Origin of the sequence: Lysinibacillus sp. OF-1, from assembly GCF_028356935.1 — a bacterium.
Classification (GTDB): domain Bacteria; phylum Bacillota; class Bacilli; order Bacillales_A; family Planococcaceae; genus Lysinibacillus; species Lysinibacillus fusiformis_D.
Window position 1 is genome coordinate 3,605,711 of record NZ_CP102798.1, and the last position, 26,439, is coordinate 3,632,149.

16 protein-coding genes, 40 tRNA genes and 4 rRNA genes are annotated in these 26,439 nt (G+C 42.9%); 7 read left to right on the forward strand and 53 right to left on the reverse strand.

The window, feature by feature from the left end:
• Positions 1–4: 4 nt before the first annotated feature.
• Genes menH through NV349_RS17555 form a run of 3 tightly spaced genes read right to left on the reverse strand, consistent with a single transcriptional unit; the run spans position 5 to position 3,904 of the window.
• Positions 5–814, reverse strand: a complete 810-nt coding sequence (gene menH / locus NV349_RS17545; protein ID WP_089934524.1) for a 2-succinyl-6-hydroxy-2,4-cyclohexadiene-1-carboxylate synthase — start codon at positions 812–814, stop codon at positions 5–7.
• Entirely contained in the window at positions 811–2,526 is a 1,716-nt protein-coding gene (menD, locus tag NV349_RS17550) for a 2-succinyl-5-enolpyruvyl-6-hydroxy-3-cyclohexene-1-carboxylic-acid synthase (protein WP_271910756.1), read from the reverse strand. The genes menH and menD overlap by 4 nt, the downstream gene beginning before the upstream one ends.
• Entirely contained in the window at positions 2,519–3,904 is a 1,386-nt protein-coding gene (locus NV349_RS17555; protein ID WP_271910758.1) for an isochorismate synthase, read from the reverse strand. Before NV349_RS17555 ends, menD begins: the two co-directional genes overlap by 8 nt.
• Positions 3,905–4,151: 247 nt before the next feature.
• Here NV349_RS17555 and NV349_RS17560 point away from each other — a divergent pair, with 247 nt between their 5' ends.
• Positions 4,152–5,072 (forward strand): 1,4-dihydroxy-2-naphthoate polyprenyltransferase, encoded by a 921-nt coding sequence (locus NV349_RS17560; RefSeq protein ID WP_058845030.1) that lies wholly within the window; start codon positions 4,152–4,154, stop codon positions 5,070–5,072.
• A gap of 13 nt (positions 5,073–5,085) precedes the next feature.
• Here NV349_RS17560 and NV349_RS17565 read toward each other — a convergent pair whose 3' ends face one another.
• The 3 genes from NV349_RS17565 to NV349_RS17575 form a co-directional block, all read right to left on the reverse strand.
• Positions 5,086–6,012, reverse strand: coding sequence for a dipeptidase (locus tag NV349_RS17565; RefSeq protein ID WP_089934526.1), 927 nt, complete (start codon positions 6,010–6,012; stop codon positions 5,086–5,088).
• A 47-nt stretch (positions 6,013–6,059) separates the two neighbouring features.
• Positions 6,060–6,509 carry a TraR/DksA C4-type zinc finger protein gene (locus tag NV349_RS17570; protein ID WP_141905367.1) on the reverse strand — a complete coding sequence of 150 codons (450 nt, stop codon included), beginning with the start codon at positions 6,507–6,509 and terminating at the stop codon, positions 6,060–6,062.
• Positions 6,510–6,584: 75 nt separating this feature from the next.
• Positions 6,585–7,346 carry a MerR family transcriptional regulator gene (locus tag NV349_RS17575; protein WP_271910760.1) on the reverse strand — a complete coding sequence of 254 codons (762 nt, stop codon included), beginning with the start codon at positions 7,344–7,346 and terminating at the stop codon, positions 6,585–6,587.
• Between the two features lie 591 nt (positions 7,347–7,937).
• Here NV349_RS17575 and NV349_RS23270 point away from each other — a divergent pair.
• Positions 7,938–8,063: a hypothetical protein gene (locus NV349_RS23270; RefSeq protein WP_340809375.1), complete on the forward strand. Its 126-nt coding sequence runs from the start codon at positions 7,938–7,940 to the stop codon at positions 8,061–8,063.
• A gap of 127 nt (positions 8,064–8,190) precedes the next feature.
• On the opposite strand, the gene NV349_RS17580 is transcribed toward NV349_RS23270, so the two are convergent.
• From NV349_RS17580 to NV349_RS17690, 23 genes are all read right to left on the reverse strand, one after another.
• On the reverse strand, positions 8,191–9,393 hold the full coding sequence (locus NV349_RS17580; RefSeq protein ID WP_089934531.1) for a diaminopropionate ammonia-lyase: 1,203 nt from the start codon (positions 9,391–9,393) through the stop codon (positions 8,191–8,193).
• Positions 9,394–9,653: 260 nt separating this feature from the next.
• Positions 9,654–9,725 (reverse strand) — tRNA-Glu (locus tag NV349_RS17585).
• Between the two features lie 2 nt (positions 9,726–9,727).
• Positions 9,728–9,818: transfer RNA gene (locus tag NV349_RS17590), tRNA-Ser, on the reverse strand.
• A gap of 9 nt (positions 9,819–9,827) precedes the next feature.
• Positions 9,828–9,904 (reverse strand) — tRNA-Asn (locus tag NV349_RS17595).
• Between the two features lie 7 nt (positions 9,905–9,911).
• Positions 9,912–9,985 (reverse strand) — tRNA-Ile (locus NV349_RS17600).
• Position 9,986: 1 nt separating this feature from the next.
• Positions 9,987–10,060 (reverse strand) — tRNA-Gly (locus NV349_RS17605).
• A 5-nt stretch (positions 10,061–10,065) separates the two neighbouring features.
• Positions 10,066–10,141: transfer RNA gene (locus tag NV349_RS17610), tRNA-Phe, on the reverse strand.
• Between the two features lie 57 nt (positions 10,142–10,198).
• Positions 10,199–10,274 (reverse strand) — tRNA-Asp (locus NV349_RS17615).
• Positions 10,275–10,277: 3 nt separating this feature from the next.
• Positions 10,278–10,352, reverse strand: a tRNA-Met gene (locus tag NV349_RS17620).
• A gap of 53 nt (positions 10,353–10,405) precedes the next feature.
• Positions 10,406–10,498 (reverse strand) — tRNA-Ser (locus tag NV349_RS17625).
• Positions 10,499–10,513: 15 nt separating this feature from the next.
• A tRNA-Ile gene (locus NV349_RS17630) sits at positions 10,514–10,590 on the reverse strand.
• A 7-nt stretch (positions 10,591–10,597) separates the two neighbouring features.
• A tRNA-Met gene (locus NV349_RS17635) sits at positions 10,598–10,671 on the reverse strand.
• 27 nt (positions 10,672–10,698) lie between these two features.
• Positions 10,699–10,774 (reverse strand) — tRNA-Ala (locus tag NV349_RS17640).
• Between the two features lie 16 nt (positions 10,775–10,790).
• Positions 10,791–10,867: transfer RNA gene (locus NV349_RS17645), tRNA-Pro, on the reverse strand.
• A 7-nt stretch (positions 10,868–10,874) separates the two neighbouring features.
• Positions 10,875–10,951: transfer RNA gene (locus NV349_RS17650), tRNA-Arg, on the reverse strand.
• A gap of 8 nt (positions 10,952–10,959) precedes the next feature.
• Positions 10,960–11,048, reverse strand: a tRNA-Leu gene (locus NV349_RS17655).
• Positions 11,049–11,053: 5 nt separating this feature from the next.
• A tRNA-Gly gene (locus NV349_RS17660) sits at positions 11,054–11,128 on the reverse strand.
• 35 nt (positions 11,129–11,163) lie between these two features.
• Positions 11,164–11,248 (reverse strand) — tRNA-Leu (locus tag NV349_RS17665).
• Positions 11,249–11,265: 17 nt separating this feature from the next.
• Positions 11,266–11,341 (reverse strand) — tRNA-Lys (locus NV349_RS17670).
• An 8-nt stretch (positions 11,342–11,349) separates the two neighbouring features.
• Positions 11,350–11,425 (reverse strand) — tRNA-Thr (locus NV349_RS17675).
• 3 nt (positions 11,426–11,428) lie between these two features.
• A tRNA-Val gene (locus NV349_RS17680) sits at positions 11,429–11,504 on the reverse strand.
• A 10-nt stretch (positions 11,505–11,514) separates the two neighbouring features.
• Positions 11,515–11,630 (reverse strand): 5S ribosomal RNA (gene rrf, locus NV349_RS17685).
• 319 nt (positions 11,631–11,949) lie between these two features.
• Complete coding sequence (locus tag NV349_RS17690; RefSeq protein ID WP_082673677.1) at positions 11,950–13,020, reverse strand: cysteine desulfurase family protein; 1,071 nt, start codon at positions 13,018–13,020, stop codon at positions 11,950–11,952.
• Positions 13,021–13,120: 100 nt separating this feature from the next.
• Here NV349_RS17690 and nadB point away from each other — a divergent pair, with 100 nt between their 5' ends.
• From nadB to NV349_RS17710, 4 genes are all read left to right on the forward strand, one after another.
• Positions 13,121–14,707, forward strand: a complete 1,587-nt coding sequence (gene nadB, locus NV349_RS17695; protein WP_271910761.1) for an L-aspartate oxidase — start codon at positions 13,121–13,123, stop codon at positions 14,705–14,707.
• Positions 14,664–15,524 carry a carboxylating nicotinate-nucleotide diphosphorylase gene (gene nadC / locus NV349_RS17700; RefSeq protein ID WP_249646160.1) on the forward strand — a complete coding sequence of 287 codons (861 nt, stop codon included), beginning with the start codon at positions 14,664–14,666 and terminating at the stop codon, positions 15,522–15,524. The genes nadB and nadC overlap by 44 nt, the downstream gene beginning before the upstream one ends.
• Entirely contained in the window at positions 15,511–16,614 is a 1,104-nt protein-coding gene (gene nadA, locus NV349_RS17705; protein ID WP_271910764.1) for a quinolinate synthase NadA, read from the forward strand. The genes nadC and nadA overlap by 14 nt, the downstream gene beginning before the upstream one ends.
• Positions 16,615–16,811: 197 nt before the next feature.
• Positions 16,812–17,228, forward strand: a complete 417-nt coding sequence (locus NV349_RS17710; RefSeq protein WP_036124685.1) for a VOC family protein — start codon at positions 16,812–16,814, stop codon at positions 17,226–17,228.
• Between the two features lie 60 nt (positions 17,229–17,288).
• On the opposite strand, the gene NV349_RS17715 is transcribed toward NV349_RS17710, so the two are convergent.
• The 24 genes from NV349_RS17715 to NV349_RS17830 form a co-directional block, all read right to left on the reverse strand.
• A tRNA-Glu gene (locus NV349_RS17715) sits at positions 17,289–17,360 on the reverse strand.
• 2 nt (positions 17,361–17,362) lie between these two features.
• Positions 17,363–17,453, reverse strand: a tRNA-Ser gene (locus NV349_RS17720).
• Between the two features lie 9 nt (positions 17,454–17,462).
• Positions 17,463–17,539: transfer RNA gene (locus NV349_RS17725), tRNA-Asn, on the reverse strand.
• A gap of 7 nt (positions 17,540–17,546) precedes the next feature.
• Positions 17,547–17,620: transfer RNA gene (locus NV349_RS17730), tRNA-Ile, on the reverse strand.
• Between the two features lies 1 nt (position 17,621).
• Positions 17,622–17,695, reverse strand: a tRNA-Gly gene (locus NV349_RS17735).
• A 5-nt stretch (positions 17,696–17,700) separates the two neighbouring features.
• Positions 17,701–17,776 (reverse strand) — tRNA-Phe (locus NV349_RS17740).
• Between the two features lie 57 nt (positions 17,777–17,833).
• A tRNA-Asp gene (locus NV349_RS17745) sits at positions 17,834–17,909 on the reverse strand.
• 3 nt (positions 17,910–17,912) lie between these two features.
• A tRNA-Met gene (locus NV349_RS17750) sits at positions 17,913–17,987 on the reverse strand.
• A 53-nt stretch (positions 17,988–18,040) separates the two neighbouring features.
• Positions 18,041–18,133: transfer RNA gene (locus NV349_RS17755), tRNA-Ser, on the reverse strand.
• A 15-nt stretch (positions 18,134–18,148) separates the two neighbouring features.
• Positions 18,149–18,225 (reverse strand) — tRNA-Ile (locus tag NV349_RS17760).
• A 7-nt stretch (positions 18,226–18,232) separates the two neighbouring features.
• Positions 18,233–18,306, reverse strand: a tRNA-Met gene (locus tag NV349_RS17765).
• A 27-nt stretch (positions 18,307–18,333) separates the two neighbouring features.
• Positions 18,334–18,409: transfer RNA gene (locus NV349_RS17770), tRNA-Ala, on the reverse strand.
• Between the two features lie 16 nt (positions 18,410–18,425).
• A tRNA-Pro gene (locus NV349_RS17775) sits at positions 18,426–18,502 on the reverse strand.
• Between the two features lie 7 nt (positions 18,503–18,509).
• Positions 18,510–18,586, reverse strand: a tRNA-Arg gene (locus tag NV349_RS17780).
• Positions 18,587–18,594: 8 nt separating this feature from the next.
• A tRNA-Leu gene (locus NV349_RS17785) sits at positions 18,595–18,683 on the reverse strand.
• A 5-nt stretch (positions 18,684–18,688) separates the two neighbouring features.
• Positions 18,689–18,763 (reverse strand) — tRNA-Gly (locus NV349_RS17790).
• 35 nt (positions 18,764–18,798) lie between these two features.
• Positions 18,799–18,883: transfer RNA gene (locus NV349_RS17795), tRNA-Leu, on the reverse strand.
• 17 nt (positions 18,884–18,900) lie between these two features.
• Positions 18,901–18,976: transfer RNA gene (locus NV349_RS17800), tRNA-Lys, on the reverse strand.
• An 8-nt stretch (positions 18,977–18,984) separates the two neighbouring features.
• A tRNA-Thr gene (locus NV349_RS17805) sits at positions 18,985–19,060 on the reverse strand.
• A 3-nt stretch (positions 19,061–19,063) separates the two neighbouring features.
• Positions 19,064–19,139: transfer RNA gene (locus NV349_RS17810), tRNA-Val, on the reverse strand.
• A 10-nt stretch (positions 19,140–19,149) separates the two neighbouring features.
• Positions 19,150–19,265: ribosomal RNA gene (rrf, locus tag NV349_RS17815) — 5S ribosomal RNA — on the reverse strand.
• A 190-nt stretch (positions 19,266–19,455) separates the two neighbouring features.
• Positions 19,456–22,383: ribosomal RNA gene (locus NV349_RS17820) — 23S ribosomal RNA — on the reverse strand.
• Between the two features lie 242 nt (positions 22,384–22,625).
• Positions 22,626–24,177, reverse strand: a 16S ribosomal RNA gene (locus tag NV349_RS17825).
• The 16S, 23S and 5S rRNA genes sit together here with 20 tRNA genes alongside, the layout of an rRNA operon.
• 269 nt (positions 24,178–24,446) lie before the next feature.
• A complete protein-coding gene (locus NV349_RS17830; protein WP_089935024.1) occupies positions 24,447–25,346 on the reverse strand; it encodes a DMT family transporter in 900 nt (299 codons plus the stop codon).
• A gap of 368 nt (positions 25,347–25,714) precedes the next feature.
• Here NV349_RS17830 and NV349_RS17835 point away from each other — a divergent pair, with 368 nt between their 5' ends.
• On the forward strand, positions 25,715–26,437 hold the full coding sequence (locus NV349_RS17835) for an MgtC/SapB family protein (protein ID WP_036119888.1): 723 nt from the start codon (positions 25,715–25,717) through the stop codon (positions 26,435–26,437).
• The last annotated feature ends 2 nt before the right edge of the window (positions 26,438–26,439 follow it).

Sequence of the window (26,439 nt, forward strand, 5' to 3'; positions counted from 1 at the left end):
TATATTACGTTAAATACTCCTCTACTATTGTAGCAAATTCAGCGGGATTTTCCACATGAATTGCATGTCCAGCGTCATTTACTGTAAGATGGCTAACAGTATTTAATAGCGCTTTCATTTCTAGTGCAATTTTACAAAATTTCTCATCCAATGAACCAGTAATGAGTAGTACAGGTATTTCCACTTGCGCTAGGCTCTCCCAATTTGAAGGCTGAACACCTGTTCCAATACCTCTCAGGCTTCCAGCCAGTCCCTCTTCTTTCTGAGAAAGTCTTTCTGCTCGAATGGTTTCTCGTACGCTTCTAGGAAGACGATGCTGTGTTGCAAAAAGAGGTATGTTCTCCCAAGCATGGACAAATGATTGTAACCCATTTGCCATTATTTTTTGTGCCAGTACTTCATCTCGCTCACAGCGTTCCTTTCGTTCTTCTGCTGTTCGTAAACCTGGAGAAGCACTTTCTAAGATAAGCTGTTGAATATGACCTGGGTGTGCAATAGCATACGATAAGGCAATTCTTCCTCCCATTGAGTAACCTAACAACGTAAATTTCTCTAGATGAAGCTGGCAAAATAATTCTTCTAAATCTTGTAATTGTTCCTCCATGGAGAAACGCTGTATATCCTCTGGAATAGCTGTTTGACCATGACCAATTAAATCAATGGCAATAACACGAACATTAGGTAGAGCTTGCGCTAGATCGTGCCATGTAGCCGTGCTGCCTGTAAATCCATGTAACGCAACAAGTGTATGTTCACTATTGTCATTCCATATTTCAATATGCGTTTCAAGTCCTCGAATCATGCATTTTGTCATGCTTTTAGCTCCGCATTAATTCGATTCCATAGCGCTCGATGAGCATTAACATTTTCGGTTCTATCGGTAAATATTTCAACCAAACGTAAAGGATGATGTTGCTTTGTTGAAAATTTCTCTGAAAGCTCGGAGATTGTTTCCACACGCACATAATCCATCTCATACATATGGGCAATGTCACGGAATTCAAGTGCAGTCGGTGTGCCAAATAAATCTTCATAATGATCTTCGACAGTTGACTGTGGTAAATAAGAAAAAATACCGCCACCATCATTATTCATGACAAGAATGGTTAAGTTACACTTCTGATATCTGGAGGCAATCAATCCATTTACATCATGTAAAAAGGCTAAATCCCCAATCAGCAAATAGGTTGCTCTTTTATTTCCTTGACTGAAGCCCATCGCGGTTGATACTACGCCATCGATTCCATTCGTGCCTCGATTGGCAAAAATACGCAAATCTTTCGGTGTGGCCAATAAAAATGTATCGATATCACGCACTGGCATACTGCTACTAACGAAGATATCACTACCGTCAGGAATCATTTTAAGTAAACGGCTAACTATAGCGCCTTCATCTTTCTCTACTTCTGAATACTGCTCAATAGAAATGGATGCCAGCTCATTCGCATTTTGCCATTTGGCTAAGTATGTTTCTTCAAGGGCTGTATCATTGATAGCTAATTGTGTCAGCCACTGACCGATAGTAGCATGAATAAAATGCGTAGATACGCCCGTAGCATCTCTAAACATAGGATCTTCATCGATAATCACATAAGCGTTTGGCTGTGATTTTGTGATGAATTGCATAATAAATTTTGAGACGGGCTGGGCCCCAATACGTAATACTGTATCTGGTTGAACAAGTGCTTTAAAATCCTCGCTTTTCATAATGGCATCATAGGTTGTTACGATATATGGTAAACAATCCTCTGGTACAGATGCACGCATATTCGATAAGCTTTCAACAAGGACTGGCCACTTGAGCTGACGGACAAATTCCCAAACGATGGATAAGTCCGTGCCAAGCGCTAATTCCCCAATTATAATAAAGCCTCTTTTAGTCAATTGTAGTATAGAGGAAAGCTCCTGCTGATTAGCCAACGTTGGGGTTAGTTGTCCCATGCTGCTATGTTTGAATGTTACTGTTGGCAGTTCATGCTGTAAATCAATTAATAACGGTTCGCGGAAAGGTACATTAATATGTACTGGTCCAAATGGTGCACTTGTGGCAATCGCTACCGCACGAGCAAGGTGACGCTCAATCAAAGGTAATGTCGGATCAGCCCCATCTGCTAACGGAAAATCTACACTCCATTTCACATGTGAACCATATAAATTAAGCTGATTGATAGCCTGTGGTGCACCTACCTCACGTAATTCATGAGGGCGATCTGCCGTTAAGACAATCAATGGAACTCGTGCATAGCTTGCTTCTACAATCGCAGGAAAATAGTTTGCTGCTGCTGTACCAGATGTACATAAGAGGACAACAGGCTTAGCAGTAGCCTTAGCCAGGCCTAACGCAAAAAATGCAGCTGAGCGTTCATCTACTTGACGATACATGTTTACTTCTTTCGTTGAAGCAACTGCATAGGCAAGAGGAGTGGAACGTGAGCCTGGACTGACGACAACATTTTCTACACCGGCTTGTACTAACGATGCAACCATTTTATAAACATAATCTGTTAATCTTTTTCGTTCACTCATGTAATCGTCCCCCTAGCGCACGAAGCATTGGACGGAATTTCACTAATGTTTCTTCATATTCAGCTTGTGGTTCTGAATCTGCTACGATCCCTCCACCTGCATATAAATAAGCTTTATCACTTAGTAACGCAGCTGAACGTATCGCAACTGCAAATTCACCATTCCCTTCAGCGTCTAACCAGCCAATTGGCGCGGCATATAGACCACGATTCATCGGCTCATACTTACGAATGGCTGCCAATGCTTCTTTGCGTGGTACACCACCTAAAGCTGGTGTAGGATGTAATGATTTTGTCAATTGTAAAATTGTAGCATTCTGATTTAATTGACCTTCTACAGGTGTATATAGATGTTGAATATCACGAATTTTTAATAGGCGTGGTCTATCTGGCACTGTCATGTCCACGCAATTTTTACGGAAAGTATCCACAATCATATCGACAACATACTGATGTTCACCACTATTTTTCGGATCATTTAATAAACTTTGTCCATAAGTCTCATCTTCCTCTGCCGTCTTGCCTCGTTTAATCGAGCCAGCAATGCAAGAAGAAAACGCACGACCCTCTTCTACTTTTACAAGGCGTTCAGGTGATGCACCAAAAAACAATAAATCTTTATGCTCTAAACCGAATAAATAGCTTTCTGGCTGCTCATGAATAATTTGAGAGAGTACTTGTGGTGCAGATACATCCTCTTTAAATTGCAATGCAAGTGAGCGTGCAATAACTACTTTATCCGCTTTTTTCTGTTTGATTAATGCTGTCACTTGGTCAATCGAGGCTAAATAAGGTTCCTTATAGGGTTCGAAATAATTTGTGATATCAGGTTTTGTATACGTTTTCACTTCTTTAACCTGGGCTGCATGAATTAAATGATCTCGCTCTTTTCTCAATACTTCTAGCTGATCTTCAGCCTGATGATTTTGTGTCAACAGATGAATACTCACGTATGCTTTATCATCACGAATCACAAGTTGAAATGTTGCTAATGCAAAATAAGCCTCAGGAAAATCCGTCCATTCTCCATCAACATTATTTTGCGGATCAAATGTAAAACCACCAAACAAAATAGGCTGTAACTCACTTTGTCCTTTTGGACAGTTTTTCGTTAAGTTTTTCCATTCTGCTTCCACAGCATCGAAACGTTCATGTTGAGCATTGTTTTGAATAGTATGAGCATGTCCTAGCCCAACTAATGTCATTGTTTTTTCTCTATTTTGCCAATAAAATCGTTCACCTTTATAACACTCTTCGCCTGCTGCATAGAACGCCAGTGCAGATAAGCGACTTACTTCAATTGTTTCCATATAAAAATGAAGGCTTTGGCCCAAAGAGTCCACTTCTACCTCTGTGGATTGGTACCACTTCTGTTGCATGAAAATTACCTCCGTTGCTGCAATGTTCATAATCAATGATGATTAAAATACATCATTTTTTTGGTTGGCAACACTGTTATTCGTACTGTTGCTAATCATTCTTATTTATTTTCAGTTCATAAATGCATGTTCTATTGTATCATTTTTTTTCATTAAACAGTATGTAATAAGCTGTGAACCTACCCATTTTCTCATTCTTCGTTTAAAATAAGAAGAGTCGACAACATTTGAAGGAGAGAAAGACCTTATGACCAAAGTCATTGAAGCTGATAGGGGTTTGAAAGTTTGGTGGCATTTAACACGTCCACATACTTTAACCGCTTCATTTGTTCCCGTATTTCTTGGGACAGCAATTGCTCTAGCAATTGAAAAAGAAGCAATTGATTTTGGACTATTTTTTGCTATGCTCATTGCAAGTATGCTTATTCAAGCAGCAACGAATATGTTCAATGAATATTATGATTACAAATTAGGATTAGATAACGAGCATTCTGTGGGAATTGGCGGAACGATTGTCCGTCATGGTGTACAGCCGAAAACAATTATGTTGATTGCGTTAAGCTTCTATGCCATTGCTATGCTTCTTGGCATTTACATATGTGCCTCAACATCTTGGTGGTTAGCAGCTGTAGGGCTTGTTTGTATGCTTATTGGTTTCTTATATACAGGTGGACCTTATCCAATCGCCTATTCCCCATTTGGAGAAATTGTTTCTGGGGCAGTAATGGGCATGGGCATTGTGTTAATCGCCTTCTATATTCAAACGCTTACAGTGACACTCGATGCTGTATTGCTGTCTGTGCCAAGCATGATTTTAGTCGGTGCTATTATGTTATCGAACAATATCCGTGATATTGTTGGCGATACAGAAGGTGGACGAAAAACATTGGCTATTTTAGTAGGACGCGATAATGCGATTTCTGTGTTATCTGGCTTTTTTATCGTCTCGTATTTATGGGTAATCGCCCTTGTAGCAGTTGATGGCATTACTTTTTGGGCATTAATTATTTTCCTAAGTATTCCAAAACCATTACGTGCTATTCAAATTTTCCGAGACAAAAAAGAAGCCAAAGAAGTAATGCCTGCGATGAAATATACAGCACAAACGAATACATTCTTCGGCTTCCTATTAGGAATCGGTTTATTAATTTATTATTTCTTTTATTAAAAATGCGGCAGCCTTAACGGGTTGCTGCTTTTTTTATATAACGTCTGAAATTTTGACTTGCGATACCATGCACTTCTTCGGCTGAAAAACGTGAGCGTAGTGCCTCTACTAAATTTTGTGCTTCTCCTGCATGCGCTAAGCCTTTGACAGTCCTATCAATCCCATCGAAATCTGAACCTAATCCTATGTGCTCGACACCTACTAATTTTGCTAAATGCTCCACATGATCCACTAAATGTTCTAGTGTTGCATCTTTACCAATGAAGGGTGGGAAGTAAACTACATGGATATGTCCCCCATGTTCTACAAGCGCCTTTGCTTGGGCATCCGTTAAATTACGTGGGTGGTCACATAGTGTACGTGCATTACTATGACTTGCAAGAATATGCTTCGCTAAAGGCAACACGTCCCAAAAGCTTTGTTCATTCAGATGAGAGACATCAATAATAATATCTCGCTCATTTAGTAATTGTATAACTTCTTGGCCAAACGGCTTCAATCCTAAACTTGCATCCTGTTCAGCTCCATGTGCAACAGCATTTTCTTCATTCCATGTTAAGCCTACTAATTTTACACCAGCATCTAGTACGGCTGTCAGTTTTGCTAAATCATCACCAATGGCATTGCAGCCCTCTAAGCTTAAAATAGCTCCTATCTCATGTGGAGCTATTCGGTCTAACTGCGCCCAATCTGTTATATGCACCATGCCCTCTGTTTGTAAAACATGGGTATGAAATGCTTCAATTTGGCGCATGACCTCAAGAAATTGCAGATTTTGTGGGATTTCTGGGTCAATAAAGATGGCGAATACTTGAGCCTCTATTTGCCCTAATTGCAGTCTTTTTTGATTGGTATGAAGACGCTCATCCTCTGCAAAATTTGCCGTTTCAAGAGTTGTTAATTTTAAAAGCGCATCACAATGTAAATCAATAATCTTCATATCCTCACCTCTACAGCTATTATACTGCTTTCACGAGGAAAAACTTACTAAATTTTATCTTGCGGTGTATCGGAAGAGCCAAATTCCTCAAGTTCAATAAAATCATCAGATCTTGGTGTTGAAGATAGTACATCTTCTTCCACCGGTCGTAAGTTTTCTTCTTTCTGTTCTGCATGCTCCACGCATGTCAAAGCTTGCGGCATAGCCTCTAAACGTCCTAATGGAATGTCTTCACCACAGACCACACATTTACCATATGTTCCGTCTGCCATTGCTTGAAGAGCTTTTTTAATTTCCTCCGCATTGTCGCCAAGATGCTCATCCATAGCCATTTCTGTTAGCTGATCCGTTAAATCACTCGCATTATCAGCAGGATGATTATCATAATTAGATAGCTCTGTCGCTTGGGGACGCTCTGATTCCTCTAATCGTTGTTCAATTTCTTGCAATTCTTGCTCTAGTTGTCTTTTTAATTGTTGCATTACTTGTTGATCCAAAAAAATCTCCTCCTCATGCCTTCATTTTTTCCTAATTTACGATTTCTAAAACATGTCAGCATAAGGAAGACCTATTTATTTACTCGTGTAAGCTATGATTGCATCGTGTAAAAATTGTGCAGTTCCCATTGCACCTCGCTCATCATAATAAGCCGTAAATCGTTCGTCAGCTATATACATTTGTGCAAGTCCTGCATGGGCCTCTTGAGAATATTCATTCCATGTAAAGCTTAGCCAGCGTTTATGCAATTCTGCCACTTCCATCGCAATGTCACTTGTAGGATTCCCGAGCTCCATAGCCTCTGCTAACCGCTCAAACATTTGCTGTTCTAGCTCTTGCATCGCCTGATATTGTTGCTCTGTCATATTCATAAGCTTAGCATTCGAAGCATCCACTGTGCCTTCTCCATATTTCGCACGAATTTCTTGTCCGTATTGCTTTTCATTATCTTCGATTAACCTTTCTTTAAAACCTTTAAATTTTTCTTCATTGGACATCGGTTGTTCCCCCTCAATGGATTGTATTGTTTTTTCTACCGTCTGTAAGATTGTTACAAGCTGTTCCTGGCGTTGAAGCAAAGCTGCTCTATGTGCTTTTAGCGCCTCTGCATGTTGAAAATTTGGCGCCTTAATAATCGCTTGAATCGTCGCAAGTTTCATATCTAATGCACGATAAAATAAAATCTGCTGTAGCATATCGACCTCCAATTGGCCATAGAATCGATACCCTGCCTCATTTGTTCTGGCTGGCTTCAGCAACCCAATTTCATCATAATAACGCAATGTTCTCGTGCTAACACCCGACAATTGAGCAAGCTCCTGAATGGAATATTCCATGTGCTCACCTCCTCTAATGCTACTGTAAACTTTGACGCAACGTTAAGGTCAAGACAAAATAAAAAATATTAATCGAACTATAATCATCCTTTCAGAATATATAATTCCATAAAAATCTATAATCTGAGTTTTTATACACCGATATGAATAATAAATATTTCACAGGAACGTGATAGGATGAAGTGTCCAAATTGTCACCATGAGAGTCATACAAAACAAGTACTAACTTTGCCTTCTCCATCCCTCTTTACAGTATGCTTGACCAATTTTGATGGATTGCTAAGCCACTTTCAGCAAATGAAGTTCGTGCTGTTGCGAATGTTTATGAAAACAGTCAACTATCTATTATTGAAACAGAATCCACTAACGAAGCAGACGCTATACTAGCTGGTCAATTCGTGTAAGCATTCCGTTTGTATTATGAGATGGCACTCAATGAGGGTGATTTTTATTGGATTGCTGATATGCTTGCACTTGGCAGTTCAGCTTATCAAAAATTAGAGAAATATAGTAATGAAATTACATATTACTTCTATTTAAAACAATGGGGTATTAGATGTACAATTTTCAAATGGTCAATACTATGTGGATATGAACGAAACGTGTGATTTTTATGATGCACAAGAAAATTATCAATTCTATGATTGCTATAAGACCTATACTGTTACAATAGATGATTATGGTGCTTTTAAAATTGCCCATATTACTATTCACTAATAAGGTCTTTTACAATCGTAAAATAAGCAAGGAAAAAATAAACTATCGCGAGATACTCTTATTTCGCAATAGTTCGTTTCTTCTGCATTGTTTTGGTAGTTTAAAAATGATCCAGCTATCTTACTGTTCATTGATTCGCATATTTCCCATGCCACACTATGTGATGATAATTCTTTTTATCTGTGTCACCCTCTGTATTAATAAACAACACCCTCGCATGTTCGTCTAGCTGTAGGTCGAGTATTAAATCTTTGTAGTGTTCATTAGTCATTAATTCATAAAAGCAACCAAACGGAGCCGCTCCTGATTCTCCTGCTATAATACGTGAGTCTGAAGCCAATGGATTTGCAAGAACGCGCATTCCTGTTGCTGCTATTTCTTCTTCACAGGAGATGCTTATTTTTATATGGGCTTTTAAGAGTCGCCAAGCCTGTGGATTAGGTTCACCGCAAGCAAGGCCCGCCATTATGGTTTTCATCTCTCCACCAACAGTTACATATTGCTCAGTACCTGCCTTAAAGCTCTCATAATAACAATTAGCAACATGTGGCTCAACTAACACAAATGTAATATCCTGCTCATAATATTGTTGTAAAAAAGCTACTACTGCCCCTGCAAATGACCCAACACCAGCTTGTAAAAATACATGTGTCGGAGCTTGCTGCATCTGTTCAACGATTTCATGTACAAGTGTTGTGTAGCCTTGCATAATCCATAATGGTATTTCTTCGTAGCCATCCCACATCGTATCCTGAATCAGGACCCAGCCATTTTCTTGTGCTAGCTGCGAGGTATAACGCACGGTTTCATCATAATTCATTGTCGTTATTTCAGCATAGGCTCCTTCTTTTTTAATATGCTGTAAACGTTCATCGGCACTGCCAGCTGGCATATATATTCGCGCTTGATACCCCAGTTCACGAGCCGCCCATGCCACACCACGACCATGGTTACCATCTGTTGTTGAAATAAAGGTTAAATTACCTATCTGCGCTTTTACTTCTGATGATTTTAATTGTTCAAACGATAGTTCCTCTATATTTTTCTGGAGTCTATTGGCAACATACTGCGCAATTGCATAAACTCCGCCTAATACTTTAAATGCGTTTAAGCCAAATCGATAGGATTCGTCTTTTACCAAAATTTTTTCTACACCCATCCATGAAGCAAGTGAATCAAGATGATGGAGAGGTGTCTTTTCAAATTGCTCATATGTACGTAGAAATTGCCCCACTTTCTTTACTTGTTCCAATGTAAAATATGGCAGTAAAGCTGTTCCGTCATTTGCTTTATCCAGCTGATTGTGCACCCACTTTAATTTTTCATTCATTCCTATCCCTCCTTTATCATTAGCTTAGTCCATCTAGCTTCAAAATACAAAATTATACAATACAGAACTTACATTTGTCTAAGTTCCTTGTTATGCGTTTATGATCCCCTACGGAAAAGGGAGAAAAATTTCTTAACTTCCTATATAATTAACAAGCCTTCACAGATCCGATGTTCTGTGAAGGCTTCATTTTTATAGTAACTATGTTATCAAATCAATTAAAAAGTGCAGTAGATGTAATTCATCTACTGCACTTAGTATGACCCGTACGGGATTCGAACCCGTGTTACCGCCGTGAAAGGGCGGTGTCTTAACCACTTGACCAACGGGCCAATGGCGGAGAAGGAGGGATTTGAACCCTCGCGCCGGTTACCCGACCTACACCCTTAGCAGGGGCGCCTCTTCAGCCTCTTGAGTACTTCCCCACATAAAAATGGCTCCGAAGGCAGGACTCGAACCTGCGACAACCTGATTAACAGTCAGGTGCTACTACCAACTGAGCTACTTCGGAATAATGATGGGCCTAAATGGACTCGAACCATCGACCTCACGCTTATCAGGCGTGCGCTCTAACCAGCTGAGCTATAGGCCCTTGGAGCGGGTGATGGGAATCGAACCCACGACATCAGCTTGGAAGGCTGAGGTTTTACCATTAAACTACACCCGCATAAATGGTGGGTCAGGACGGAATCGAACCGCCGACACTTAGAGCTTCAATCTAATGCTCTACCAACTGAGCTACTGACCCATTTCGTCCATGCTAAGCTTATTTTCTTTTGCTTTTCATATCTTCTTATGAAAATAATGGCGGTCCCGACCGGGATCGAACCGGCGATCTCCTGCGTGACAGGCAGGCATGTTAACCGCTACACCACGGGACCATTTGGTTGCGGGGGCCGGATTTGAACCAACGACCTTCGGGTTATGAGCCCGACGAGCTACCACTGCTCCACCCCGCGATAATTTTATACGGTTTCGAGTTTTTAAAGCACCATTTATAAAGATTTAAAACTGGAGGAGGTAGAGGGATTCGAACCCCCGCGCGGTGTTACCCGCCTGTCGGTTTTCAAGACCGATCCCTTCAGCCAGACTTGGGTATACCTCCGTTGCAATATATAAATGGTGGACCTTGCAGGACTCGAACCTGCGACCGGACGGTTATGAGCCGTCTGCTCTAACCAACTGAGCTAAAGGTCCTTTAAGATGGCGGCAGAGGGGATCGAACCCCCGACCTTACGGGTATGAACCGTACGCTCTAGCCAGCTGAGCTACGCCGCCAGGATCTTTATACTGGTTAATTTATTATGGTGGAGCCTAGCGGGATCGAACCGCTGACCTCCTGCGTGCAAGGCAGGCGCTCTCCCAGCTGAGCTAAGGCCCCATAATTTCTTTGGAAATGGTCGGGAAGACAGGATTCGAACCTGCGACCCCTTGGTCCCAAACCAAGTGCTCTACCAAGCTGAGCTACTTCCCGTTCTTTTTGGCGCGCCCGACAGGAGTCGAACCCATAACCTTCTGATCCGTAGTCAGACGCTCTATCCAATTGAGCTACGGGCGCATTAAAAATGGTGCCGAGGACCGGAATCGAACCGGTACGGTAGTCACCTACCGCAGGATTTTAAGTCCTGTGCGTCTGCCAGTTCCGCCACCCCGGCACATTTGGAGCGGAAGACGAGGTTCGAACTCGCGACCCCCACCTTGGCAAGGTGGTGTTCTACCACTGAACTACTTCCGCATGTGCATAAGTTTTTTTATCTGGCAATGAAATAATGGTGCGGGTGAAGGGAGTCGAACCCCCACGCCTTGCGGCGCTAGATCCTAAGTCTAGTGCGTCTGCCAATTCCGCCACACCCGCTTATTATTATTTAAAAATGGTGAGCCATGAAGGACTCGAACCTTCGACCCTCTGATTAAAAGTCAGATGCTCTACCAACTGAGCTAATGGCTCTAAAAAAATGGTGCCGGCTATAGGAATCGAACCCACGACCTACTGATTACAAGTCAGTTGCTCTACCTGCTGAGCTAAACCGGCATATGGTGGAGGATGACGGGCTCGAACCGCCGACCCTCTGCTTGTAAGGCAGATGCTCTCCCAGCTGAGCTAATCCTCCTGGGTATTATGCCTAGCGACGTCCTACTCTCACAGGGGGAAGCCCCCAACTACCATCGGCGCTAAAGAGCTTAACTTCCGTGTTCGGTATGGGAACGGGTGTGACCTCTTTGCCATCATCACTAGACTTGCACATGGATGTGCTGGCTTCTGCGTTTTTAGCAGAAGTTTCTTTATGTATCTTGTTTTGAAGTTGTTTACCTGTCCTTCAAGACAAGAATTATTGTATAACGTTTTCTCACATTGTGCAATACTTTTTTATAAAAAAAAGAAATTATTACTTTTTGAAGTTATTTTTGCTAAGTAAGAGAAAATATTGCCCTGCAAAATATTATAACAATTGTTGTTTCAAAAGAAAACAATTATTTTATTTCACCTATTTTCTTAGCTTATAATCTATTTCTGAACAAGGAAAGGGTATAGAAAACCCTTCACTTGTTGTTTCATTAAATAGTTAAAAGCTCTTGTTTCAATCTTAGAATTTCTTCAAATGTTGTGGAAGCTCCAAAAGATAGTCTAAAAAATTGGCGTGCTGCTTCCAAAGAGTAACCCATTGATAAAATGGCTTTCGTTCCAGATTCACTATGAATATCACATGCACTACCCGTCGAAATACAGATTCCTGCCTCATTTAACTTTAAAAGAACATATTGTCCCTCTATTTTATCCATCATTACGCCACAAATAGTAGGCAATTGTTGGTTACATTCTATTAATTGGCATGTTTCAGGCAAATTGTTTTTCAAAAATCTTCTTAAAGTCTCATAATGTTGTCTTTCATATTGATAGTTTTCAATTGCTGCCGCAAAGGCTACAATTGCTGGTGTATCTAATGTGCCGCCTCTTAAACCCCTCTCATGAGTCACACCCGGTGTTAAGGCAGGTACTCGGAGCGCAGGATTCAGATAGACAGCACCACACCCCTTTGGTCCACCTATTTTATGAGCTGAGATTGTGATGGCATCTACTCCACTTGGTATAGCAAGCTTCCCAAATGATTGTACACAGTCAATATGGCTGAAAACATCAGATTTTTTAGCCATCTCTATTATTTTCTCTACAGGCTGAATAGCACCAATTTCAGAATTGACATGTTGAATTGTAATCAAAGCCGTATCTTTGCGGATTGCTTGCTGTAATTGTTCAAGGTCAATCCATCCATCCATCTGTAAAGGCAATTTTGTCACTATAAAACCCATTTTCTCAAGCGTATTCAACGCTGCATGCACAGACGTATGCTCAGCTTGAGATGAAATAATGTGTTTTCCTTTTTTAGAGGCCAGCGCTAATGACAAGATAGCCAGGATATTTCCTTCTGTCCCGCTCCCTGTAAAAATAATACCGTCACTATTTACGCCTAAAGCATTGGCTACAACCTCTCTTGATTGCTGGACAAAATAATAGGCTTGTCCTCCTAAATCATGAAGACTTGCACTATTTCCATAATAACGCTGTGCTACCTCTACATAAGCTGCAAGAGCCTCCTTCGTCATCGGTGATGTCGCAGCATAATCCATATAAATCATTGTCTTCTCCCTCTCTAGTTCATCAAGTCTTGTTTTCTTTTTTATTTTATGTAAAGATAAGTGTCAAGACAACTGTAAAGAGGGTATAACTATGGATGTAAAGGCAGATGTCCTTATAATCGGCAGTGGAATTGCTGCACTTCAAGCTGCTTTACTGCTCGAAGAACATTTTCAAGTACAAATTGTTACAAAATCATCTCTTTATATGAGTAGTTCTTATCGTGCACAAGGTGGCATCGCTGCTGTTACAAGTGAGAAAGATCATATTGAACACCACATTGCTGATACATTGAAAGCTGGAGAATATCATCACGAGAAAAAACATGTTACTACACTCATAGAAGATGGCACTAAAATCATGCAGAAATATTTAAAGACTGGTCTCCCTATCGATCGTCATGTTGATGGAAAACCGGCTCTAGGACTCGAAGGGGCACATAGTCATCATCGTATTCTACATGCAGGTGGTGATCGTACTGGTCAAATTTTCATAGATTACTTACTTCATAAACTTTCGCCTAAAACAAAGGTGAATTGCTATGAAATGGCTTATGAGCTTTTACGGAATACAGATGGTGACTGCATAGGCGCACTTACCAAAGGACAAAAAGGCATTACACGCTATTTGGCCCATCATGTCATTTTAGCGACAGGTGGTGCAGGTGCACTCTATTCAAGCACATCTAATTATCCAACCAATACAGGTGACGGCATCGCGTTAGCATTTCGCGCAGGTGCTGCCATCAGTGATATGGAATTTATGCAGTTCCACCCTAGTCTGCTTTGGTGTGAAAATGAGGCGAAGGGATTAGTTTCCGAAGCTGTTCGAGGTGCTGGTGGCATCTTTGTGGATGCACAGCGTCAGCCCATTATGACAGGCTTACATGCCCAACTTGACTTAGCACCAAGACATATTACGGCACTTGCACTTTTTAAAAAACGTGCTGCTGGTGAGGAGACGTTTATTGATATTACTAACATTCAAAATTTTGAAATGAAATTCCCAACAATTGCTCAGCTTTGCTATGACAATCAAGTTTATTTACAAGATGGCTTAATTCCTGTAGCTCCAGGAAGTCATTTCTTAATGGGGGGCGTTATTGCTGATGACAAAGGAAGAACCACTATACCTAATCTATATGCAGTGGGGGAAGTTGCCTGTACAGGTGTCCATGGTGCGAACCGTTTAGCAAGTAACTCCCTATTGGAAGGTATTACGTTTGGGCAAAGAATGGCTCAGTTCATCATTCAACATGGTTGCCATCAAAAAAATTTCACACATAACCACCATCAATGTGCTGAAATAATGCCATCTTTATTTAGCAAACAGCAGTTACAGCAATACATGATGCAGTTTTTAGGCATCGTGCGAAACGTTAATGACTTGCAGCATTTTATTCAGCAATTACCCTCCTTGCAATCACTTCTTTATACGAATCTAAAGGGTCTAGAACAAGCTGAATTGGAACTATTTATGATGCATGTTGTTGCAACATTAATGGCACATGCTGCAATTACACGAACGGAAACGCGTGGTGCTCATATTCGTACGGATAAATTAGAAATGGACGCACACTGGGCAAGTCGTTGGATTATTTTTTCGCAAGGCCAAATGAAAGTGAGGAACTCATTGTATGAATATCATCAAACTCGAGGAAATGCTCAAGCAATTTTTTAATGAGGATTTAGGTGATGGGGATTTATCGAGTGAATATATCTTTTCAGCTGAACAGCAGGGATCATTTTCTTTTTATGCTAAAGAAAATGGGGTTTTCTGCGGGGCGCTCATTATTGAGTATGGCTTTCACTTACTCGATCGATCAATAAAAATCCAACTTCTAAAAAAAGATGGAGAGACAGTAAAGACCGGTGATGTGCTTGCTGTGGTAAAGGGACCCTTACAAAAATTATTAATAGGTGAGCGCGTTATATTAAATCTTATTCAGCGTATGTCCGCTATTGCGACGGCGACCCATCATGCCGTTCGAGAAACAGCTGGTACGCATGCGAAAATATGTGATACGCGTAAAACCATGCCTGGATTGCGTATGCTGGATAAATATGCTGTTAGAATCGGTGGTGGCTTTAATCATCGTAATGGCCTGTATGATGCCATCATGCTAAAGGATAACCACATTGCCTTTGCTGGTAGCATTACAAAAGCTGTTCAGGCTGCTAGAGCAAAAGTCGGTCATACTGTAAAAATCGAAGTGGAAATTGAAACAAAGGACCAGCTAGAAGAAGCCATCATTGCTGGAGCAGATATTATTATGTTTGATAACCGTAGTCCAGAAGAAATACGAGCATGGCTTCCCACTGTCCCTTCTTCTATTGTGACAGAGGCATCAGGAGGCATCACACTTGAAAATTTAAAGGCCTATGCACAATCAGGTGTTCAGTTTATTTCACTTGGTTCATTAACGCATTCCGTTAAAGCCTTTGACATTAGTGCACTCGTTCAAATGAAAGGAGATCATTCCCTTGTCCATAACTAGTTTATTACAACAAACGACACTACTTCCAGAGCATTACCGGGCATTATCCGTAAAGGAAATGGAATCTCGTATTTTATCAATAAAGCAAAAATTAGGATCTAAACTATTTATACCAGGACATCATTATCAAAAAGATGAAGTCATTCAATTTGCAGATGCAACTGGTGATTCCCTACAGTTAGCTCAATTATCTGCCGCAAACAAGGAAGCTGAGCATATCGTATTTTGCGGTGTGCATTTTATGGCTGAAACTGCTGATATGCTGACAACGAAGCAGCAACATGTCTATTTACCAGATATGCGTGCAGGTTGTTCAATGGCTGATATGGCTGATATTTATCAAACAGAACAAGCATGGCCGATTCTTCAGCAACTCTTTGGTGATACAATTATCCCGCTAACTTATGTCAATTCAACTGCTGCCATTAAAGCCTTTACGGGAAGACATGGTGGTGCCTGTGTCACTTCATCGAATGCTAAGGAGCTTGTTCAATGGGCATTTACACAAAAACAGCGTATTTTCTTTTTACCTGACCAACATTTAGGAAGAAATACTGCCTATGATTTAGGTATTCCACTTAAAAATATGGCTGTTTGGAATCCCCATAAGAATATTCTTGAAACAAATGAGCCGCTTGAGAACATTCAGGTTATTCTATGGAAAGGTCATTGCTCTGTACATGAAGGATTTACGGTTCACCATACGGAGGTTGTTCGCAAAGAACATCCAACTATGCAAATTATTGTTCACCCTGAATGCAGTCGTGAAGTTGTAGCAGCTGCTGATGATGCAGGTTCCACAAAATACATCATTGAGACAATCAATCGTGCACCAAGCGGATCGTCATGGGCTATTGGAACAGAAATGAATCTTGTCAATCGCATAATGAAGCAGCATCCAGATAAACATATTATCTCTTTAAATGAAAATTTTTGTCCTTGCTTAACAATGAATCGCATTGACCTTCCCCATCTGTTGTGGAGCTTAGAAAGTATTGAGCAGGGGCAACCACATAACCGTATCCAAGTAGATGAATATACTACAGCTGAAGCACTTAGCTCTCTCGAAAGAATGCTAGCACGAGGATAATTAGGTTACTTTAAAAGCAGAGATGGTGTAAAAAAACGTCTCTGCTTTTTATGTTCATATAACATCTATTTTGAATAGCTTAAACAACTGCCATTTTCAAATGCATCATCATCGATCCAATCAAAGAATATCCATCTATTGCTGAAATTGACATGGCTTTATGCTCTATGCTACTGTCGATTTGGAGGTGAAAATAAATGGCTTTTCAATCGAAAAATATTTTTATCAATTTACCAGTGAAAGATCTAAACAAATCCATCAACTTCTTTAAGGAACTAGGTTTTGAGTTCAATCAACAATTTAGCGATGAGACTACAGCCTCAATGATTATTAGTGAAAATATCTTCGCATTAATGATGGTGGAAGAACGATTCAAAGGGTTTAGTAAGAAGGAAATTACAAATACTACTACGTCTGCAGAAGCAATTTTATGTCTATCTGCTGAAAATCGAGAGCAAGTAGATCAATTAGTAAATAAGGCACTGGCCTCCGGTGGTAAATCTTATAGTGAACCCCAAGATCATGGGTTTATGTATGGCTGGGGATTTCAGGATGTAGATGGGCATATCTGGGAAGTAGTTTATATGGATGAAAATGCATTGAATCAAGAGTAATATTTATATCTATGAATATGAAAAAACAGTAGATGCGTGTGCATCTACTGTTTTTTAGTATGACCCGTACGGGATTCGAACCCGTGTTACCGCCGTGAAAGGGCGGTGTCTTAACCACTTGACCAACGGGCCAATGGCGGAGAAGGAGGGATTTGAACCCTCGCGCCGGTTACCCGACCTACACCCTTAGCAGGGGCGCCTCTTCAGCCTCTTGAGTACTTCCCCACATAAAAATGGCTCCGAAGGCAGGACTCGAACCTGCGACAACCTGATTAACAGTCAGGTGCTACTACCAACTGAGCTACTTCGGAATAATGATGGGCCTAAATGGACTCGAACCATCGACCTCACGCTTATCAGGCGTGCGCTCTAACCAGCTGAGCTATAGGCCCTTGGAGCGGGTGATGGGAATCGAACCCACGACATCAGCTTGGAAGGCTGAGGTTTTACCATTAAACTACACCCGCATAAATGGTGGGTCAGGACGGAATCGAACCGCCGACACTTAGAGCTTCAATCTAATGCTCTACCAACTGAGCTACTGACCCATTTCGTCCATGCTAAGCTTATTTTCTTTTGCTTTTCATATCTTCTTATGAAAATAATGGCGGTCCCGACCGGGATCGAACCGGCGATCTCCTGCGTGACAGGCAGGCATGTTAACCGCTACACCACGGGACCATTTGGTTGCGGGGGCCGGATTTGAACCAACGACCTTCGGGTTATGAGCCCGACGAGCTACCACTGCTCCACCCCGCGATAATTTTATACGGTTTCGAGTTTTTAAAGCACCATTTATAAAGATTTAAAACTGGAGGAGGTAGAGGGATTCGAACCCCCGCGCGGTGTTACCCGCCTGTCGGTTTTCAAGACCGATCCCTTCAGCCAGACTTGGGTATACCTCCGTTGCAATATATAAATGGTGGACCTTGCAGGACTCGAACCTGCGACCGGACGGTTATGAGCCGTCTGCTCTAACCAACTGAGCTAAAGGTCCTTTAAGATGGCGGCAGAGGGGATCGAACCCCCGACCTTACGGGTATGAACCGTACGCTCTAGCCAGCTGAGCTACGCCGCCAGGATCTTTATACTGGTTAATTTATTATGGTGGAGCCTAGCGGGATCGAACCGCTGACCTCCTGCGTGCAAGGCAGGCGCTCTCCCAGCTGAGCTAAGGCCCCATAATTTCTTTGGAAATGGTCGGGAAGACAGGATTCGAACCTGCGACCCCTTGGTCCCAAACCAAGTGCTCTACCAAGCTGAGCTACTTCCCGTTCTTTTTGGCGCGCCCGACAGGAGTCGAACCCATAACCTTCTGATCCGTAGTCAGACGCTCTATCCAATTGAGCTACGGGCGCATTAAAAATGGTGCCGAGGACCGGAATCGAACCGGTACGGTAGTCACCTACCGCAGGATTTTAAGTCCTGTGCGTCTGCCAGTTCCGCCACCCCGGCACATTTGGAGCGGAAGACGAGGTTCGAACTCGCGACCCCCACCTTGGCAAGGTGGTGTTCTACCACTGAACTACTTCCGCATGTGCATAAGTTTTTTTATCTGGCAATGAAATAATGGTGCGGGTGAAGGGAGTCGAACCCCCACGCCTTGCGGCGCTAGATCCTAAGTCTAGTGCGTCTGCCAATTCCGCCACACCCGCTTATTATTATTTAAAAATGGTGAGCCATGAAGGACTCGAACCTTCGACCCTCTGATTAAAAGTCAGATGCTCTACCAACTGAGCTAATGGCTCTAAAAAAATGGTGCCGGCTATAGGAATCGAACCCACGACCTACTGATTACAAGTCAGTTGCTCTACCTGCTGAGCTAAACCGGCATATGGTGGAGGATGACGGGCTCGAACCGCCGACCCTCTGCTTGTAAGGCAGATGCTCTCCCAGCTGAGCTAATCCTCCTGGGTATTATGCCTAGCGACGTCCTACTCTCACAGGGGGAAGCCCCCAACTACCATCGGCGCTAAAGAGCTTAACTTCCGTGTTCGGTATGGGAACGGGTGTGACCTCTTTGCCATCATCACTAGACTATGGTCGACCTTCAATACACGGCGTATTACTGCGTCAGCTGCTCTCGTTCAATCAGTCACGTACAGAAGTACGCTCCTTCAATCACTCGTTTGCTTCCTTGTTCTACTTGTGTCTTGAAGCTCTTTTTTTATTGAAAGTTTTGTTCTTTCAAAACTGGATAAACGGTTCATTGAATGGTTCAAACATTTTGGTTAAGTCCTCGATCGATTAGTATTCGTCAGCTCCATGTGTCACCACACTTCCACCTCGAACCTATCTACCTCATCGTCTTTGAGGGATCTTACTTACTTGCGTAATGGGAAATCTCATCTTGAGGGGGGCTTCATGCTTAGATGCTTTCAGCACTTATCCCGTCCACACATAGCTACCCAGCGATGCCTTTGGCAAGACAACTGGTACACCAGCGGTGTGTCCATCCCGGTCCTCTCGTACTAAGGACAGCTCCTCTCAAATTTCCTACGCCCACGACGGATAGGGACCGAACTGTCTCACGACGTTCTGAACCCAGCTCGCGTACCGCTTTAATGGGCGAACAGCCCAACCCTTGGGACCGACTACAGCCCCAGGATGCGATGAGCCGACATCGAGGTGCCAAACCTCCCCGTCGATGTGGACTCTTGGGGGAGATAAGCCTGTTATCCCCGGGGTAGCTTTTATCCGTTGAGCGATGGCCCTTCCATGCGGAACCACCGGATCACTAAGCCCGTCTTTCGACCCTGCTCGACTTGTAGGTCTCGCAGTCAAGCTCCCTTGTGCCTTTACACTCTACGAATGATTTCCAACCATTCTGAGGGAACCTTTGGGCGCCTCCGTTACCTTTTAGGAGGCGACCGCCCCAGTCAAACTGTCCGCCTGACACTGTCTCCTGCCCCGCTAAGGGGCATGGGTTAGAATTTCAATACAACCAGGGTAGTATCCCACCGACGCCTCCTTCGAAGCTGGCGCTCCGAGATCTCTGGCTCCTACCTATCCTGTACAAGTTGTACCAAAATTCAATATCAGGCTACAGTAAAGCTCCACGGGGTCTTTCCGTCCTGTCGCGGGTAACCTGCATCTTCACAGGTACTATAATTTCACCGAGTCTCTCGTTGAGACAGTGCCCAGATCGTTACGCCTTTCGTGCGGGTCGGAACTTACCCGACAAGGAATTTCGCTACCTTAGGACCGTTATAGTTACGGCCGCCGTTTACTGGGGCTTCAATTCGCAGCTTCGCTTGCGCTAACCACTCCTCTTAACCTTCCAGCACCGGGCAGGCGTCAGCCCCTATACGTCACCTTACGGTTTTGCAGAGACCTGTGTTTTTGCTAAACAGTCGCCTGGGCCTATTCACTGCGGCTCTCATGCGCTTGCACGCTCAAGAGCACCCCTTCTCCCGAAGTTACGGGGTCATTTTGCCGAGTTCCTTAACGAGAGTTCTCTCGCACACCTTAGGATTCTCTCCTCGACTACCTGTGTCGGTTTGCGGTACGGGCACCTCTCACCTCGATAGAGGCTTTTCTTGGCAGTGTGAAATCAGGAACTTCGTCCATACGGACTCGCCATCACAGCTCAACGTTACAGTGTGCGGATTTGCCTACACACACGCCTTACTGCTTGGACGCGCATAACCAACAGCGCGCTTACCCTATCCTACTGCGTCCCCCCATTTCTCAAACGGTGAGGAGGTGGTACAGGAATATCAACCTGTTGTCCATCGCCTACGCCTATCGGCCTCGGCTTAGGTCCCGACTAACCCTGAGCGGACGAGCCTTCCTCAGGAAACCTTAGTCATACGGTGGACGGGATTCTCACCCGTCTTTCGCTACTCATACCGGCATTCTCACTTCTAAGCGCTCCACCAGTCCTTCCGGTCTGACTTCAACGCACTTAGAACGCTCTCCTACCACTGACATCGTAGATGTCAATCCACAGCTTCGGTGAATCGTTTAGCCCCGATACATTTTCGGCGCAGCGTCACTCGACCAGTGAGCTATTACGCACTCTTTAAATGATGGCTGCTTCTAAGCCAACATCCTGGTTGTCTGTGCAACGCCACATCCTTTTCCACTTAACGATTACTTTGGGACCTTAGCTGGTGGTCTGGGCTGTTTCCCTTTTGACTACGGATCTTATCACTCGCAGTCTGACTCCCGTGTATAAATATCTGGCATTCGGAGTTTGTCTGAATTCGGTAAACCGGGATGGCCCCCTAGTCCAAACAGTGCTCTACCTCCAGTATTCTCATCACGAGGCTAGCCCTAAAGCTATTTCGGAGAGAACCAGCTATCTCCAAGTTCGATTGGAATTTCTCCGCTACCCACACCTCATCCCCGCACTTTTCAACGTGCGTGGGTTCGGGCCTCCAGTAAGTGTTACCTTACCTTCACCCTGGACATGGGTAGATCACCTGGTTTCGGGTCTACGACCACGTACTATTTCGCCCTATTCAGACTCGCTTTCGCTGCGGCTCCGCCTTCTAAAGCTTAACCTCGCACGTAATCGTAACTCGCCGGTTCATTCTACAAAAGGCACGCTATCACCCATTAACGGGCTCTAACTACTTGTAGGCACACGGTTTCAGGATCTCTTTCACTCCCCTTCCGGGGTGCTTTTCACCTTTCCCTCACGGTACTGGTTCACTATCGGTCACTAGGTAGTATTTAGCCTTGGGAGATGGTCCTCCCGGATTCCGACGGAATTTCACGTGTTCCGCCGTACTCAGGATCCACTCAGGAGAGAACGAACTTTCGACTACAGGGCTTTTACCTGCTCTGGCGGACCTTTCCAAGTCGCTTCATCTAACTCGCTCTTTTGTAACTCCGTATTGAGTGTCCTACAACCCCAAGAGGCAAGCCTCTTGGTTTGGGCTCTTCCCGTTTCGCTCGCCGCTACTCAGGGAATCGATTTTTCTTTCTCTTCCTCCAGGTACTTAGATGTTTCAGTTCCCTGGGTCTGCCTTCAAGACGCTATGTATTCACGTCAAGATACTACGCGATTAAACGTAGTGGGTTCCCCCATTCGGAAATCTCCGGATCAAAGCTCACTTACAGCTCCCCGAAGCATATCGGTGTTAGTGCCGTCCTTCTTCGGCTCCTAGTGCCAAGGCATTCGCCGTGCGCCCTTAATAACTTAACCAAGTTATTAAGCCTATAAAAAACTTAAAAAATAAATGTGTTTGTTACAATTTCAATGTCGTTTTATCCAGTTTTCAAAGAACAAAGCTACTGCCTGCTTATACATCTCGCAGCTTTGCGACGAAAGCGTAGCGACAGGAGCACATAATTAGAAGTAATTCATTCAAGAAGAATGAACCTTCAAAACTGAACGCAAAACGTAATCTTACAAACCCTAGGTTTGTATTCCGAAATAATCCTTAGAAAGGAGGTGATCCAGCCGCACCTTCCGATACGGCTACCTTGTTACGACTTCACCCCAATCATCTATCCCACCTTCGGCGGCTGGCTCCAAAAGGTTACCTCACCGACTTCGGGTGTTACAAACTCTCGTGGTGTGACGGGCGGTGTGTACAAGGCCCGGGAACGTATTCACCGCGGCATGCTGATCCGCGATTACTAGCGATTCCGGCTTCATGTAGGCGAGTTGCAGCCTACAATCCGAACTGAGAACGACTTTATCGGATTAGCTCCCTCTCGCGAGTTGGCAACCGTTTGTATCGTCCATTGTAGCACGTGTGTAGCCCAGGTCATAAGGGGCATGATGATTTGACGTCATCCCCACCTTCCTCCGGTTTGTCACCGGCAGTCACCTTAGAGTGCCCAACTAAATGATGGCAACTAAGATCAAGGGTTGCGCTCGTTGCGGGACTTAACCCAACATCTCACGACACGAGCTGACGACAACCATGCACCACCTGTCACCGTTGCCCCCGAAGGGGAAACTATATCTCTACAGTGGTCAACGGGATGTCAAGACCTGGTAAGGTTCTTCGCGTTGCTTCGAATTAAACCACATGCTCCACCGCTTGTGCGGGCCCCCGTCAATTCCTTTGAGTTTCAGTCTTGCGACCGTACTCCCCAGGCGGAGTGCTTAATGCGTTAGCTGCAGCACTAAGGGGCGGAAACCCCCTAACACTTAGCACTCATCGTTTACGGCGTGGACTACCAGGGTATCTAATCCTGTTTGCTCCCCACGCTTTCGCGCCTCAGTGTCAGTTACAGACCAGATAGTCGCCTTCGCCACTGGTGTTCCTCCAAATCTCTACGCATTTCACCGCTACACTTGGAATTCCACTATCCTCTTCTGCACTCAAGTCTCCCAGTTTCCAATGACCCTCCACGGTTGAGCCGTGGGCTTTCACATCAGACTTAAGAAACCACCTGCGCGCGCTTTACGCCCAATAATTCCGGACAACGCTTGCCACCTACGTATTACCGCGGCTGCTGGCACGTAGTTAGCCGTGGCTTTCTAATAAGGTACCGTCAAGGTACAGCCAGTTACTACTGTACTTGTTCTTCCCTTACAACAGAGTTTTACGAACCGAAATCCTTCTTCACTCACGCGGCGTTGCTCCATCAGGCTTTCGCCCATTGTGGAAGATTCCCTACTGCTGCCTCCCGTAGGAGTCTGGGCCGTGTCTCAGTCCCAGTGTGGCCGATCACCCTCTCAGGTCGGCTACGCATCGTCGCCTTGGTGAGCCGTTACCTCACCAACTAGCTAATGCGCCGCGGGCCCATCCTATAGCGACAGCCGAAACCGTCTTTCAGTGTTTCACCATGAGGTGAAACAGATTATTCGGTATTAGCCCCGGTTTCCCGGAGTTATCCCAAACTATAAGGTAGGTTGCCCACGTGTTACTCACCCGTCCGCCGCTAACGTCGAAGGAGCAAGCTCCTTCTCTGTTCGCTCGACTTGCATGTATTAGGCACGCCGCCAGCGTTCGTCCTGAGCCAGGATCAAACTCTCCATAAAAGAAATTTGAATAGCTCAAATTGTTTTGCTGGCATCATTTTGATGTCCAAAATTTTGTTTCGTTCACTAACCGAAATTAGTTACTGAAAACTTTATTGATTACGTTTTGCTTGTTCAGTTTTCAAGGTTCATTTTATTCAAGTCGTTTTCAGCGACTTTATTATCATATCTTGTTCACAACAAGAAGTCAACAACTTTTTAAAACTTTATTTTCAAGCGTTCCTTCTTGTTAAGGACAAGTAATAATATATAATATAGCATTATAAAAATCAAGCATTTTTCGTAAAAAAATTAAAAATCTTTTTAACATCGATGACAAACAATAGAATCCCTGCTAATACAATCAATCCACCAATGATTTGTGTCATAATCAAATACTCTTTAAATATCAGCAAGGCTAAAAGAGCTGCCCCTACAGGTTCAAATAATATAGCGATTGAAACAACATTCGTACTAACATATTTAATAGACCAATTAAATAGAGTATGACCCAATAAATTAGGGACTAACGCTAATAAGAAAAACCATAACCAATCCATCGAAGAGTATGGACCAAAAGATTCTCCTTTAATCAATACATAAAAAAGTAAAGTAATGGTACACACAACATACACAACCATCGTATACGTCATTAAAGATAATCTTTTACGCACATCCTGTCCTAATAGAAAATAAGCCGTAGCAAGCGCACAAGCAATGAGCGCAAGTATATCTCCATAAAAAGCTGTTCCACTTACTTTAAAATCCCCCCAACTGATTAACACACTGCCTACTATAGCGATGGTACCTGCAACGATCGTTTTCTTTGTTATCTTCTCTTTAAAGAAAAAGTATGTTCCCACAAATGCAAACAACGGCTGTAATGTCACCAAAACTGTAGAGCTTGCTACTGAAGTATAGTTGAGTGATTCAAACCATAAAATAAAATGGAAAGCTAAAAAGATTCCCGCAACTGAAGAAAATAACCAATCACGTCTCCTTAAAGCTGTTAACTCCTTTGTATACTTCCTCAAAAATAACGGTGCCATTATTAAAACAGAAAATAGCATACGATAAAAAGCTATGATGCCAGCTTCCGCTGATGCTAATTTCACAAAAATAGCGGACATGGATACTGAAATAACACCAATTACGATTGGGATGTATGGATGAATTTTAGGTTGCTCCAAAAATCTCACCTCCATCATTGATGCCTCGCGCGTAATATTCTAACTGAATCCCCAGAAGCTATTACGTCTTGTAACAACAGTTAATTGATCTGCCTCATGCAAACACATTACCTTAGCACATAGGTTCCCCTATTTCACCAGGTGTTTGAATCCCCGCTGAAAAAACAAGCTCCACTCCATTCATTACAAGAAGGAGATTTTCTATGTCTGATACTTCTCTTTCATTTCAAAAAAACATCTGCTTAATCAAGAAAAAAATAATTATATTTCCTTACTTCCATGATGTACAATACAAAAAAGTAATGCACATATAATAATGACAGCTTGCATATCTCTTAGCAATACGAAATATCTATGGAGGGTTGTGTATGGAAACATTATTGGAAAATATGATTACATATGAAGTTGGCATAAAATTAATTATTGCAGCCACATTAAGTTTAGTGATCGGTATCGAAAGGGAATTAAAGAAGAAGCCAGTTGGATTAAAAACCAGTTTAGTTATTGCTACTTTCAGCTGCCTATTAACCATCATCTCCATTGAAACAGCATACTCAACTCCTTCCAGAGAAGATATTAATATTACGATGGATCCTCTCCGTTTAGCTGCACAAATTGTCAGCGGGATTGGGTTTCTTGGAGCAGGTGTCATTTTAAGACGTGGCAATGATAGCATTACGGGATTAACAACTGCAGCCATGATATGGGGAGCCGCTGGTATCGGTATTGCAGTTGGTGCAGGATTTTATATGGATGCAACGCTAGCTGTCGTAATTATTGTGTTCGGCATTGAAATACTATCGCCTTTCCTGATGAAAATTGGACCTAAGCGAATTCGAATGCGAGAAATTTTATTAAAAGTCCAAATTGATGATGACAACCATACGGAATCATTTCTATTATTTTTAAAGGACAACAACATTATCATCGAAAATATCCGCATTAAAGATGTACCTTTAAAAAATGATAATGTTTTACATGAATTGGACTTGCGGCTATCCTTAATTGTCTCTGATAACCTATTATCATTTTATCGTTCATTACGAGCACTATCTTATATAGAAAAAATCGAAATGGAAATTTTAAACTAGTT